At 61.6% G+C, this 13,735-nt stretch carries 13 protein-coding genes; 12 read left to right on the top strand and 1 reads right to left on the bottom strand.

Features of this window, described 5'->3' with window-relative positions:
* Positions 1–2 precede the first annotated feature (2 nt).
* The 12 genes from nuoE (at position 3) to HX818_RS11770 (ending at position 12,886) form a co-directional block, all read left to right on the top strand.
* Positions 3–500, top strand: a complete 498-nt coding sequence (nuoE, locus tag HX818_RS11825) for an NADH-quinone oxidoreductase subunit NuoE (protein ID WP_003219568.1) — start codon at positions 3–5, stop codon at positions 498–500.
* Entirely contained in the window at positions 497–1,852 is a 1,356-nt protein-coding gene (nuoF, locus tag HX818_RS11820) for an NADH-quinone oxidoreductase subunit NuoF (RefSeq protein ID WP_003219566.1), read from the top strand. Before nuoE ends, nuoF begins: the two co-directional genes overlap by 4 nt.
* 135 nt (positions 1,853–1,987) lie before the next feature.
* A complete protein-coding gene (nuoG, locus tag HX818_RS11815) occupies positions 1,988–4,702 on the top strand; it encodes an NADH-quinone oxidoreductase subunit NuoG (protein ID WP_003219564.1) in 2,715 nt (904 codons plus the stop codon).
* The gene (nuoH, locus tag HX818_RS11810; RefSeq protein ID WP_003219563.1) at positions 4,699–5,706 is read left to right on the top strand and encodes an NADH-quinone oxidoreductase subunit NuoH; all 1,008 of its coding nucleotides are present in this window, start codon (positions 4,699–4,701) and stop codon (positions 5,704–5,706) included. Before nuoG ends, nuoH begins: the two co-directional genes overlap by 4 nt.
* Positions 5,707–5,717: 11 nt before the next feature.
* Entirely contained in the window at positions 5,718–6,266 is a 549-nt protein-coding gene (gene nuoI, locus HX818_RS11805; RefSeq protein WP_003174725.1) for an NADH-quinone oxidoreductase subunit NuoI, read from the top strand.
* 9 nt (positions 6,267–6,275) lie between these two features.
* The gene (gene nuoJ / locus HX818_RS11800) at positions 6,276–6,779 is read left to right on the top strand and encodes an NADH-quinone oxidoreductase subunit J (protein WP_003219561.1); all 504 of its coding nucleotides are present in this window, start codon (positions 6,276–6,278) and stop codon (positions 6,777–6,779) included.
* 2 nt (positions 6,780–6,781) lie between these two features.
* Positions 6,782–7,090: an NADH-quinone oxidoreductase subunit NuoK gene (gene nuoK / locus HX818_RS11795; RefSeq protein ID WP_003219560.1), complete on the top strand. Its 309-nt coding sequence runs from the start codon at positions 6,782–6,784 to the stop codon at positions 7,088–7,090.
* Positions 7,087–8,940 (top strand): NADH-quinone oxidoreductase subunit L, encoded by a 1,854-nt coding sequence (nuoL, locus tag HX818_RS11790; RefSeq protein ID WP_003219559.1) that lies wholly within the window; start codon positions 7,087–7,089, stop codon positions 8,938–8,940. Before nuoK ends, nuoL begins: the two co-directional genes overlap by 4 nt.
* Positions 8,941–8,989: 49 nt before the next feature.
* Entirely contained in the window at positions 8,990–10,522 is a 1,533-nt protein-coding gene (gene nuoM, locus HX818_RS11785; RefSeq protein ID WP_003219558.1) for an NADH-quinone oxidoreductase subunit M, read from the top strand.
* Between the two features lie 7 nt (positions 10,523–10,529).
* A complete protein-coding gene (nuoN, locus tag HX818_RS11780) occupies positions 10,530–11,993 on the top strand; it encodes an NADH-quinone oxidoreductase subunit NuoN (protein ID WP_003219557.1) in 1,464 nt (487 codons plus the stop codon).
* A gap of 238 nt (positions 11,994–12,231) precedes the next feature.
* Positions 12,232–12,582, top strand: a complete 351-nt coding sequence (locus HX818_RS11775) for a toxin (RefSeq protein ID WP_032899042.1) — start codon at positions 12,232–12,234, stop codon at positions 12,580–12,582.
* Positions 12,572–12,886, top strand: coding sequence for a DNA-binding transcriptional regulator (locus tag HX818_RS11770; RefSeq protein WP_003219555.1), 315 nt, complete (start codon positions 12,572–12,574; stop codon positions 12,884–12,886). Before HX818_RS11775 ends, HX818_RS11770 begins: the two co-directional genes overlap by 11 nt.
* Positions 12,887–12,945: 59 nt before the next feature.
* Here the strand turns inward: HX818_RS11770 and HX818_RS31470 are convergent, their stop codons facing one another.
* On the bottom strand, positions 12,946–13,701 hold the full coding sequence (locus tag HX818_RS31470; protein WP_371132964.1) for a methyl-accepting chemotaxis protein: 756 nt from the start codon (positions 13,699–13,701) through the stop codon (positions 12,946–12,948).
* Positions 13,702–13,735 lie beyond the last annotated feature (34 nt).

Here is a 13,735-nt window from a genome sequence, read left to right as displayed (position 1 = left end):
GCATGAATAGCACGCTTATCCAGACAGACCGTTTCACCTTGAGTGAAACCGAGCGCTCGGCCATTGAGCACGAGCTGCATCACTACGAAGACCCGCGCGCGGCGTCGATCGAAGCCTTGAAGATCGTCCAGAAGGAACGTGGCTGGGTGCCGGACGGCGCCCTCTACGCCATCGGCGAGATCCTCGGCATCCCCGCCAGCGACGTTGAAGGCGTGGCGACGTTCTACAGCCAGATCTTCCGCCAGCCGGTCGGCCGCCACATCATTCGCGTGTGCGACAGCATGGTCTGCTACATCGGTGGCCACGAGTCCGTGGTCAGCGAGATCCAGAGCAAGCTGGGCATCGGCCTGGGCCAAACCACTCCGGACGGGCGCTTCACGCTACTGCCGGTGTGCTGCCTGGGCAACTGTGACAAGGCGCCGGCGTTGATGATCGACGACGACACATTCGGCGACGTGCAGCCTGCTGGCGTCACCCAATTGCTCGAGGGCTACCCATGACCCTGACTTCCTTCGGCCCTGCCAACCGCATCAAGCGGTCGGCCGAGACTCACCCGCTGACCTGGCGCCTGCGTGACGACGGCGAGCCTGTATGGCTTGACGAGTACCAGGCCAAGAACGGTTACGCGGCCGCGCGCAAAGCCTTTGCCGACATGGCCCAGGACGACATCGTCCAGACCGTGAAAGACGCAGGCCTTAAGGGCCGCGGCGGTGCAGGCTTCCCCACGGGTGTCAAGTGGGGCCTGATGCCAAAAGACGAATCCATCAACATCCGCTACCTGCTGTGCAACGCGGATGAAATGGAGCCGAACACCTGGAAAGACCGCATGCTGATGGAGCAACTGCCCCATCTGCTGATCGAAGGCATGCTGATCAGTGCCCGCGCGCTGAAAACCTACCGTGGCTACATCTTCCTGCGTGGCGAATACACTACCGCCGCCAAGCACCTGAACCGTGCCGTGGAAGAAGCCAAGGCCGCTGGCCTGCTGGGCAAGAACATCCTTGGTTCGGGTTTCGACTTCGAACTGTTCGTGCACACCGGCGCCGGGCGTTATATCTGCGGTGAAGAAACCGCACTGATCAACTCCCTCGAAGGCCGCCGCGCCAACCCGCGTTCCAAGCCGCCCTTCCCTGCCGCCGTGGGCGTGTGGGGCAAGCCGACCTGCGTGAACAACGTTGAAACCCTGTGCAACGTGCCGGCAATCATCGGCGACGGCGTGGAGTGGTACAAATCGTTGGCCCGCGAAGGCAGCGAAGACATGGGCACCAAGCTCATGGGCTTCTCCGGCAAGGTCAAGAACCCGGGCCTGTGGGAACTGCCTTTCGGCGTGACCGCACGCGAGCTGTTCGAGGACTACGCCGGCGGCATGCGCGATGGCTACACCCTCAAGGCCTGGCAGCCAGGCGGCGCCGGTACCGGCTTCCTGTTGCCAGAACACCTGGACGCTCAAATGTACGCCGGCGGCATCGGCAAGGTGGGCACCCGTATGGGTACCGGCCTGGCCATGGCCGTGGACAACACCGTGAACATGGTGTCGTTGCTGCGCAACATGGAGCAATTCTTCTCCCGCGAATCCTGTGGCTTCTGCACCCCGTGCCGCGACGGTTTGCCATGGAGCGTCAAGCTGCTGATGGCCCTGGAAAACGGCGAAGGCCGCGAGGGCGACATCGAGACCCTGCTGGGTCTGGTCGGTTTCCTCGGCCCAGGCAAGACCTTCTGTGCTCACGCACCGGGCGCCGTGGAGCCATTGGGCAGCGCGATCAAATACTTCCGCTCGGAGTTCGAAGCCGGCATCGCGCCTACCAGCGCCGCCGTCCCGCCTCTGGCAAGGCCGATCGTAGTCGGCGCGTAACGCTTAACAAGGCGAAGGGTCCGTGCCCTTCGCCTTCTCATGTGCTGACGCCTTCAAGGCTGTGTTGATGCACATGAATAACAAGATTCCATTAGCCACGCCCGCTGACACCGGGCCAACGAAGAACTTTGAACCATGGCCACTATCCACGTAGACGGCAAAGAGCTCGAAGTCGATGGGGCAGACAACCTGTTACAGGCGTGTCTGTCGCTAGGCCTCGACATTCCATATTTCTGCTGGCACCCCGCCCTTGGCAGCGTTGGCGCTTGCCGCCAGTGCGCGGTCAAGCAGTACACCGACGAGAACGACACCCGTGGTCGTATCGTCATGTCCTGCATGACCCCTGCCACCGACGGCAGCTGGATCTCCATCGAAGACGAAGAAGCGAAAGTGTTTCGCGCCAGCGTCGTCGAATGGCTGATGACCAACCACCCGCACGACTGCCCTGTGTGCGAGGAAGGCGGCCACTGCCACCTGCAAGACATGACCGTGATGACCGGCCACAACGAGCGCCGGTATCGCTTCACCAAGCGTACCCACCAGAACCAGCAACTGGGCCCGTTCATTTCCCACGAGATGAACCGCTGCATCGCTTGCTACCGCTGCGTGCGCTTCTATAAGGACTACGCCGGCGGTACCGACCTCGGTGTGTTTGGCGCCCACGACAACGTGTACTTCGGTCGCGTTGAAGACGGCACCCTGGAAAGCGAGTTCTCCGGCAACCTCACCGAGGTCTGCCCGACCGGTGTGTTCACCGACAAGACTCACTCCGAGCGCTACAACCGCAAGTGGGACATGCAGTTCTCGCCGAGCATCTGCCATGGCTGCTCCAGCGGTTGCAACATCTCCCCGGGCGAACGCTACGGCGAACTGCGTCGGATCGAAAACCGCTTCAACGGTTCGGTCAACCAGTACTTCCTGTGCGACCGTGGCCGTTTCGGCTACGGCTACGTCAACCGCGAAGACCGCCCGCGTCAGCCACTGCTGGCCGACGGCGCCAAGCTGAGCCTCGACGAAGCACTGGATAAAGCCGCTGACCTGCTGCGCGGTCGCAACATCGTCGGTATCGGTTCGCCCCGCGCCAGCCTCGAAAGCAACTACGCGTTGCGCGAACTGGTGGGTGCCGAGCACTTCTACTCGGGTATCGAAGCCGGTGAACTGGAGCGCATCCGCCTCGTGCTGCAAGTCTTGAACGACAGCCCGCTGCCGGTTCCGAACATGCGCGACATCGAAGACCATGACGCGATCTTCGTCCTCGGTGAAGACCTGACCCAGACCGCTGCCCGTGTCGCCCTGTCCCTGCGCCAGTCGGTAAAAGGCAAGGCCGAAGACATGGCCGACGCCATGCGCGTCCAGCCATGGCTCGACGCTGCGGTGAAAAACATCGGCCAGCACGCGCTGAACCCGCTGTTTATCGCCAGTCTGACCGCCACCAAGCTCGACGACATCGCAGAAGAATGCGTACACGCCGCGCCTGACGACCTGGCCCGCATCGGTTTCGCCGTGGCCCACGCCCTCGACGCCAGCGCGCCTGCCGTAGAAGGCCTGGACGCTGAAGCCGCTGAACTGGCCAAGCGTATCGCCGACGCCCTGCTGGCCGCCAAGCGTCCATTGATCATTGCCGGTACCTCGTTGGGTTCCAAGGCGCTGATCGAAGCCGCTGCCAACATTGCCAAAGCCTTGAAGCTGCGCGAGAAGAACGGTTCCATCAGCCTGATCGTGCCGGAAGCCAACAGCCTCGGCCTGGCCATGCTCGGTGGCGAGTCCCTGGACGCCGCCCTGCAAGCCGTGACCGACGGCAGCAGCGATGCGATCGTGGTACTGGAAAACGACCTGTACACCCGCACTGATTCGGCCAAGGTCGACGCAGCGCTGAACGCGGCCAAAGTGGTGATCGTTGCCGACCACCAGAAAACCGCCACCAGCGACCGTGCCCACCTGGTACTGCCCGCCGCCAGCTTTGCTGAAGGCGACGGTACCCTGGTCAGCCAGGAAGGCCGCGCCCAGCGCTTCTTCCAGGTATTCGATCCGAAGTACATGGACGCCAGCATCCTGGTTCACGAAGGCTGGCGCTGGCTGCATGCCCTGCGCGCTACCCTGCTGAACCAGCCGATCGACTGGACCCAGCTCGACCACGTGACCGCTGCCGCCGCTGCCGCTGCACCGCAACTGGCACGCATCGTCGACGCTGCACCGTCCGCCGCGTTCCGCATCAAGGGCATGAAACTCGCCCGTGAACCGTTGCGTTACTCCGGTCGTACCGCCATGCGGGCTGACATCAGCGTGCATGAGCCACGTACACCGCAAGACAACGACACCGCGTTTGCCTTCTCCATGGAAGGTTACTCGGGTTCGGTCGAGCCACGTCAGCAGGTGCCTTTCGCCTGGTCGCCGGGCTGGAACTCGCCGCAGGCCTGGAACAAGTTCCAGGACGAAGTCGGTGGCCACATCCGTGCCGGCGACCCGGGCACCCGCCTGATCGAAAGCACCGGTGACTCGCTGAACTGGTTCGCCAGCGTTCCGCGTCCGTTCAACCCGGCCCAGGGTACCTGGCAGGTTGTGCCGTTCTTCCACCTGTTCGGCAGCGAAGAGACTTCTTCCAAAGCCGCGCCGGTACAAGAGCGCATTCCAGCCGCCTACGTGTCCGTAGCCAAGTCCGAAGCCGACCGCCTGGGCGTCAACGACGGTGCCCTGCTCAGCGTGAACGTCGCCGGCAAGACCCTGCGTCTGCCGCTGCGCATCGACGAAGAGTTGGGTGCTGGCCTGGTTGCATTGCCAAAAGGCCTCGCGGGGATTCCTCCGGCGATCTTCGGCCTTACCGTTGACGGTCTGCAGGAGGCAGCTCAATGACCTGGTTCACCCCTGAAGTGATCGACGTGATCATCGCGGTGGTCAAGGCCATCGTGATCCTGTTGGCCGTGGTCGTGGCGGGCGCCCTGCTCAGCTTCGTCGAACGTCGCCTGCTGGGCTGGTGGCAGGACCGTTACGGTCCGAACCGCGTTGGCCCGTTTGGTATGTTCCAGATCGCCGCCGACATGCTGAAAATGTTCTTCAAGGAAGACTGGACCCCGCCGTTTGCCGACAAGGTGATCTTCACCCTGGCACCGGTCGTGGCCATGAGCGCCTTGCTGATTGCCTTCGCAATCATCCCGATCACCCCGACCTGGGGCGTGGCGGACCTGAACATCGGCTTGCTGTTCTTCTTCGCCATGGCCGGCCTGTCGGTCTACGCGGTGCTGTTCGCCGGTTGGTCGAGCAACAACAAGTTCGCCCTGCTGGGCAGCTTGCGGGCCTCGGCCCAGACCGTGTCCTACGAAGTGTTCATGGGCCTCGCGCTGATGGGCATCGTGGTGCAGGTGGGCTCGTTCAACATGCGCGACATCGTCGAGTACCAGGCGCAGAACCTGTGGTTCATCATTCCGCAGTTCTTCGGCTTCTGTACGTTCTTCATCGCTGGCGTCGCCGTGACTCACCGTCACCCGTTCGACCAGCCGGAAGCGGAACAGGAACTGGCCGACGGTTACCACATTGAATACGCCGGCATGAAATGGGGCATGTTCTTCGTTGGTGAATACATCGGCATCATCTTGATCTCGGCCCTGCTGGTCACGCTGTTCTTCGGCGGCTGGCACGGTCCGTTCGGCATCCTGCCGCAGCTGGCGTTCTTCTGGTTCTTCCTGAAGACCGCGTTCTTCATCATGCTGTTCATCCTGCTGCGCGCTTCCATCCCGCGTCCACGGTATGACCAGGTGATGGATTTCAGCTGGCGATTCTGCCTGCCGCTGACCCTGATCAATTTGCTGGTGACTGCTGCCGTTGTGTTGTTGAACACGCCAGCGGGCGCGGTTCAGTGAGGATTTGACCCATGTTCAAATATATTGGCGACATCGTTAAGGGTACCGGTACCCAGTTGCGAAGCCTGGTGATGGTGTTCGGTCACGGCTTTCGCAAACGCGACACCCTGCAATACCCGGAAGAAGCGGTGTACCTGCCGCCGCGTTATCGCGGCCGCATTGTCCTGACCCGCGACCCCGACGGCGAAGAGCGCTGCGTGGCCTGCAACCTGTGCGCCGTGGCGTGCCCGGTGGGTTGCATCTCGCTGCAGAAAGCTGAAACCGAAGACGGTCGCTGGTACCCGGACTTCTTCCGCATCAACTTCTCGCGCTGCATTTTCTGCGGCCTCTGCGAGGAAGCTTGCCCGACCACCGCGATCCAGCTGACACCGGATTTCGAGATGGCCGAGTTCAAACGTCAGGACCTGGTGTACGAGAAAGAAGATCTGCTGATCTCTGGTCCCGGTAAAAACCCTGATTACAACTTCTATCGTGTTGCAGGTATGGCCGTTGCCGGTAAGCCGAAAGGCGCCGCACAAAACGAAGCCGAGCCGATCAACGTGAAGAGCTTGCTGCCTTAAGGAAGAAAGATGGAATTCGCTTTCTATTTCGCATCGGGTATTGCAGTGGTGTCCACGCTTCGCGTGATCACCAACACTAACCCCGTGCACGCCCTGCTCTACCTGATCATTTCGCTGATCGCCGTGGCCATGACCTTCTTCAGCCTCGGCGCACCGTTCGCCGGTGTGCTGGAAGTGATCGCCTACGCCGGCGCCATCATGGTGCTGTTCGTGTTTGTGGTGATGATGCTCAACCTGGGGCCGGCGTCTGTCGCCCAGGAACGCGTCTGGCTCAAGCCCGGCATCTGGCTCGGCCCGGTGATCCTCGCAGCCCTGCTGCTGGGTGAACTGCTGTATGTGCTGTTCGCTCACCAGAGCGGCCAGGCCATCGGCCACACCACCGTAGACGCGAAAGCCGTGGGCATCAGCCTGTTCGGCCCGTACCTGCTGGTGGTCGAACTGGCTTCGATGCTGCTGCTCGCTGCAGCCATCACCGCCTTCCACTTGGGCCGCAACGAAGCCAAGGAGCAATGACGATGCCTGCTATCCCTTTGGAGCATGGTCTGGCGGTCGCCGGCATCCTGTTCTGCCTTGGCCTGGTCGGCCTGATGGTTCGCCGCAACATTCTGTTCGTGTTGATGAGCCTGGAAATCATGATGAACGCCGCGGCACTCGCGTTCATCGTGGCCGGTAGCCGTTGGGGCCAGCCGGATGGACAAGTGATGTTCATCCTGGTGATCAGCCTGGCAGCCGCCGAGGCCAGTATTGGCCTGGCGATCCTGCTGCAACTGTATCGTCGCTTCCACACGCTTGATATCGACGCTGCCAGTGAGATGCGCGGATGAACATGATCTTTCTGACTTTCGTATTTCCCCTGATCGGTTTCCTGCTGCTGTCGTTCTCCCGTGGACGCTGGTCGGAAAACCTCTCGGCCCTGGTCGGCGTGGGTTCCATCGGCCTGTCGGCAATTGTCGCCGCCTACGTCATCTGGCAATTCAACGTCGCACCGCCTGAAGGCGGTCACTACACCCTGGTGTTGTGGCAGTGGATGTCGGTGGAGGGCTTCAAGCCCAACTTCGCCCTCTACGTCGACGGCCTGTCGATCACCATGCTCGGCGTGGTCGTCGGTGTAGGCTTCCTGATCCACCTGTTCGCGTCCTGGTACATGCGCGGTGAAGCCGGTTACTCGCGCTTCTTCGCCTACACCAACCTGTTTATCGCGAGCATGCTGTTCCTGGTGCTGGGCGATAACCTGTTGTTCCTGTACTTCGGCTGGGAAGGCGTGGGCCTGTGCTCGTACCTGTTGATCGGTTTCTACTACAGCAACCGCAACAACGGTAACGCCGCACTCAAAGCCTTTATCGTGACCCGGATCGGTGACGTGTTCATGGCCATCGGCCTGTTCATCCTGTTCCAACAGGTGGGCACGCTGAACATCCAGGAACTGCTGGTGCTGGCACCGCAGAAATTCCAGGTCGGCGACTTCTGGATCACCCTGGCGACCCTGATGCTGCTGGGTGGCGCTGTCGGTAAATCCGCGCAACTGCCGCTGCAAACCTGGCTGGCGGATGCGATGGCCGGTCCTACCCCGGTTTCGGCACTGATCCACGCCGCCACCATGGTAACCGCCGGTGTCTACCTGATTGCCCGTACCCACGGCCTGTTCACCCTGGCACCGGAGATTCTGCATCTGGTTGGCCTGGTGGGTGGCGTGACCCTGGTACTGGCAGGTTTTGCTGCCCTGGTTCAGACCGACATCAAGCGTATCCTCGCCTACTCGACCATGAGCCAGATCGGCTACATGTTCCTGGCCCTGGGCGTTGGCGCCTGGGACGGCGCGATCTTCCACCTGATGACCCACGCCTTCTTCAAGGCCCTGCTGTTCCTTGCTTCCGGTGCGGTGATCGTTGCCTGCCACCACGAGCAGAACATCTTCAAGATGGGCGGCCTGTGGAAGAAACTGCCGTTGGCCTACGCCAGCTTCATCGTCGGCGGCGCGGCCTTGTCGGCCCTGCCACTGGTGACCGCAGGTTTCTACTCGAAAGACGAAATCCTCTGGGAAGCCTTTGCCAGCGGTAACCACGGCCTGCTGTACGCCGGCCTGGTAGGTGCGTTCATGACCTCGCTGTACACCTTCCGCCTGATCTTCATCACGTTCCACGGTGAAGCCAAGACTGAAGCCCACGCAGGCCATGGCATTTCCCACTGGCTGCCACTGTCGGTGCTGATCATCCTGTCGACCTTCGTCGGCGCCATGATCACCCCGCCACTGGCCGGTGTTTTGCCGGAAAGCGCCGGCCATGCCGGTGGTGCAGCCAAGCACAGCCTGGAAATCGCCTCGGGCGCCATCGCCATCGCGGGTATCCTGCTGGCGGCCCTGCTGTTCCTCGGCAAGCGCCGCTTCGTCACCGCCATCGCCAACAGTGGCATTGGCCGCTTCCTTTCGGCCTGGTGGTTCGCTGCCTGGGGCTTCGACTGGATCTACGACAAACTGTTCGTCAAGCCGTACCTTGCGATCAGCCACGTACTGCGCAAAGACCCGCTCGACCAGACCATCGGTTTGATCCCGCGTGCCGCCAAGGCCGGTCACACCGCCCTGAGCCGCAGCGAGACCGGCCAATTGCGCTGGTATGCAGCTTCCATGGCGGCCGGTGCCGTCCTGGTAATCGGCGCCATCATCGTGGTCGCGGTCTGACTATGCACATTGCGAACTTTGCGAACTTGCGAAAGGAAACGAGCCCGTCATGATTCTGCCCTGGCTAATCCTGATCCCTTTTATCGGCGGCCTGCTCTGCTGGATGGGTGAACGCTTCGGCGCCACCCTCCCCCGCTGGATTGCGTTGCTGACCATGTCCCTGGAACTCGCGCTCGGCCTCTGGCTGTGGGCCCACGGTGACTATTCATTTGCTCCGGCACCGGGTGTCGATCCCACCTTCGCGCTTGAATTCAAGCACGTGTGGATCCAGCGCTTCGGCATCAACGTGCACCTGGCCCTCGACGGCCTGTCGCTGTTGATGATCCTGCTGACCGGCCTGCTGGGTATCCTCTCGGTACTCTGCTCCTGGAAAGAGATCCAGCGTCACGTGGGCTTCTTCCACCTGAACCTGATGTGGATCCTGGGCGGCGTTGTCGGCGTGTTCCTCGCCCTCGACCTGTTCATGTTCTTCTTCTTCTGGGAAATGATGCTGGTGCCGATGTACTTCCTCATCGCGCTCTGGGGTCACAGTTCTTCGGACGGCAAGAAAACCCGGATCTACGCGGCGACCAAGTTCTTCATCTTCACCCAGGCTTCCGGCCTGATCATGTTGGTGGCGATCCTGGGCCTGGTACTGGTCAACTTCAACAGCACGGGCGTGATCACGTTCAACTACGCCGACCTGTTGAAAACCAAGATGTCCCTGACCACCGAGTACATCCTGATGCTGGGCTTCTTCATCGCGTTCGCGGTGAAGCTGCCGGTGGTGCCGTTCCACTCCTGGTTGCCTGACGCTCACGCCCAGGCGCCGACTGCGGGTTCCGTCGACCTGGCCGGTATCCTGTTGAAGACGGCGGCCTACGGCCTGCTGCGTTTCGCCCTGCCGCTGTTCCCGAATGCCTCGGCCGAGTTCGCGCCGATCGCCATGACCCTCGGTCTGATCGGGATCTTCTACGGTGCGTTCCTGGCCTTCGCCCAAACCGACATCAAGCGTCTGATTGCCTTCTCGTCCGTTTCCCACATGGGCTTCGTACTGATCGGCATCTACTCCGGCAGCCAACTGGCGCTGCAAGGCGCCGTGATCCAGATGCTGGCTCACGGTGTGTCGGCAGCGGCACTGTTTATCCTCAGCGGCCAACTGTACGAGCGCCTGCACACTCGTGACATGCGCGAGATGGGTGGCGTGTGGTCACGTATCGCCTACCTGCCGGCCATCAGCCTGTTCTTCGCCGCCGCATCCCTGGGCTTGCCGGGTACCGGCAACTTCATCGGCGAGTTCCTGATCCTGATGGGTGCCTTCGTGCATACGCCGTGGGTCAGTGCGATCGCTACGTCTGGCCTGGTGTTCGGTTCGGTCTACTCGCTGATCATGATCCACCGCGCATACTTCGGTCCGGCCAAGTCCGACACCGTGTTGCACGGCATGGACGGTCGCGAACTGATCATGGTGCTCGGCCTTGCGGTACTGCTGGTGTTTATCGGCGTGTACCCGCAACCGTTCCTGGATACTTCTGCCGCAACGATGCATGGCGTGCAGCAGTGGTTCGGCACCGCCTTCTCTCAACTCGCTTCGGCCCGGTAAGAGCGCTATGGAATTCACGATCCAACACTTTATCGCGCTTGCGCCGCTGCTGATCACCAGCCTCACCATCGTGGTGGTGATGCTGGCGATCGCCTGGCGCCGCAATCACTCGCAAACGTTCCTGCTGTCCTGTGCGGGCTTGAACCTGGCCCTGCTGTCGATTATCCCGGCACTCAAGGTCGCGCCACTGGCCGTGACCCCGCTGATGATGGTCGATGACTTCGCGCTGCTGTATATCGCGCTGATCCTGGTTGCCACCCTGGCCTGCGTCACGCTCGCCCACGCCTACCTCGGCGAAGGCGGCACCGGCTACCCGGGCAACCGCGAAGAGCTGTACCTGCTGATCCTGCTGGCTGCGGCCGGTGGTATCGTGCTGGTCAGCGCGCAGCACCTGGCCGGCTTGTTCATCGGCCTGGAACTGCTGTCGATCCCGGTCTACGGCCTGGTAGCGTATGCCTTCTTCAACAAGCGCTCCCTGGAAGCCGGCATCAAGTACATGGTGCTGTCGGCTGCCGGTTCGGCATTCCTGTTGTTCGGTATGGCCCTGCTCTACGCAGAAGCCGGCAGCCTGAGCTTCAGCGGTATCGGTCACGCCCTGGCAGCCTCCGGCAGCCCTGCGCCAATTGCCCAACTGGGCCTGGCCATGATGCTGATCGGCCTGGCGTTCAAGCTGTCGCTGGTGCCGTTCCACCTGTGGACCCCGGACGTGTACGAAGGCGCCCCGGCGCCGGTGGCTGCTTTCCTGGCTACCGCGTCGAAAGTCGCCGTGTTTGCCGTGATGGTGCGTCTGTTCCAGATCTCCCCTGCGGCCAACACCGGTGTACTCAGCAACGTGCTGACCATCATCGCCATCGCTTCGATCCTGTTCGGCAACCTGCTGGCGCTGACCCAGAACAACCTCAAGCGTCTGCTGGGTTATTCGTCCATCGCGCACTTCGGTTACCTGCTGATCGCCCTGGTGGCGAGCAAGGGCCTGGCGATGGAAGCCATCGGCGTGTACCTGGTCACCTACGTGATCACAAGCCTGGGTGCATTCGGTGTGATCACGCTGATGTCCTCACCTTACAAAGGCCGCGACGCCGACGCCCTGTACGAATACCGCGGCCTGTTCTGGCGCCGTCCGTACCTGACCGCCGTACTGACCGTGATGATGCTGTCCCTGGCGGGTATCCCGCTGACTGCGGGCTTCATCGGCAAGTTCTACATCGTGGCCACCGGTGTTGAAGCGCACGAATGGTGGTTGGTTGCGTCCCTGGTACTGGGCAGCGCCATCGGCGTTTTCTACTACCTGCGCGTGATGGTGACCTTGTACCTGATCGAGCCAAACCTGCGCCGTGTGGACGCCGAGTTGCACTGGGAACAGAAAGCAGGCGGCGTGATGCTGCTGGCAATCGCCCTGCTGGCGTTCTTCCTGGGTGTGTACCCACAACCGTTGCTCACCCTGGTGCAGCATGCGGTGATGGCGGGTTGATCGCTTAGTTAAACGCAGCAAGCAAAACGGCGCCTTCGGGCGCCGTTTTGCGTTTCTGGCGTATTAATTTGTTGTCTGACACACAAAGGGAATTTCCCTCGTCGAGATGCCTCCCCTTCCGGCATCACCCTGCCTGGGTCGCTCGTATCGTGGTTGCGTTTTAGGAAACATCCCACAGCAGGGTCACTTGACCCACCGCAGATGGGCCACCAAACTATACGCAGGCTACGTACAGAACATGGATGCTCTATTTATCGAATTGCCGGCCTTTGAGCGGCACCGCAGGGATTATCTGAGTGATGAGTTATTTCACGGCTTTCAACAAGAGTTGATGAGAAACCCGCAAGCGGGCAACGTGATAGAGGGAACCGGCGGGTTACGCAAGGTGCGCTTTGTCGACGAGCGACGCAACAAGGGCAAACGGGGTGGCCTGCGAGTCATCTATTACTGGTGGTCGGGCGGTACGCAGTTCTGGCTGTTCACCCTTTATGGCAAACACGAACAGGACGACCTGAGCGCTCAACACAAAACGGCGCTCAAACACCTGCTGGACAGGGAAATCAAAGCGAGAAAATCTTATGAAACGTGACATCTTTTCCGAACTGGTCGAAGGCTTCGACGCGCTGGCAGATGAACGAGAAGGCAAGGTAACGCTGCGCAGCCACAAGGTGCAGTTGAGCAAGCTGGCACCGCTCACTGCCGACGAAGTAGTCGCTGTGCGTCAACAACTCAATCTGTCGCGCTCGGTGTTTGCGATGTACCTGCGCACCAACACCCGGACCCTGGAAAATTGGGAGCAAGGCCGGGCCACACCCAATGCTCAGGCGGCAACCTTGATTCGGCTGGTGTCGAAGTTTCCGGAGACGGTGGAACGTTTGGCGCTGTTGACCTGATCGATCAATCCAGCCAAGCCCGTCGGCAACGGGACGTTGCCGATGGCTCAAGCCTGCAATCAAATCCTGAACTGCCCCACCAACTGACCCAACCGCTGCCCCAGGTCCGCCAGGCTGCGAGAGGTCTCGGCACCCTGTTGGGTTTCATCGGCCACGCTGTCAACCGCCACCGCGATCTGATGCACGCTGCGGTTGATCTCTTCGGCCACGGCGGTTTGTTCTTCCGCCGCGCTGGCGATCTGCGCGTTCATCGAGTTGATGGTGCCGATCAGTTGCGCCATGGTGTCCAGGGACGCTCCGGCTTCGTTGGCCTGGGCGGACGTGCCGTCGCCGGCATCGCTGGAGCGGCGCATGGATTCCACGGCGGCCTCGGTGCCTTTTTGCAGGCGGTCGATCATGCCCTGGATTTCCTGGGTGCTTTGCTGGGTGCGGCTGGCCAGCGCCCGTACTTCGTCGGCGACCACGGCAAACCCACGGCCTGCCTCCCCTGCCCGCGCGGCTTCAATGGCGGCGTTGAGGGCGAGCAAGTTGGTCTGCTCGGCAATCGAGCGGATCACGCCAAGCACGCTGACAATCGACGACACATCCTGCTGCAAGCTGTCCAGGGACACGCCGCTGCTGCGGATGTCGTTCACCAGCGCGTGAATCTGCGCGATGCTGCCATCCACGACTTTTTTCGCGGCCTGGCCTTCGGCGTCGGTTTGCTGCGCAGCGACGGCTGCGCCTTGGGCACTGCGCGCCACTTCATGGGCCGCGGAGGACATTTCGTTGATCGCGGTAGCCACCTGGTCGGTCTCGTGACGCTGGCGCTCCATGGCCTTTTCCGAGCGGTTGGCTTGCTCGGCGACC

Origin of the sequence: Pseudomonas sp. F9001 (assembly GCF_013385435.1) — a bacterium.
In the GTDB taxonomy this organism is placed as follows: Bacteria; Pseudomonadota; Gammaproteobacteria; order Pseudomonadales; family Pseudomonadaceae; genus Aquipseudomonas.
The sequence above is the reverse complement of the archived record's forward strand: the minus strand, read 5'-3'. Positions and strand labels throughout refer to the sequence as shown.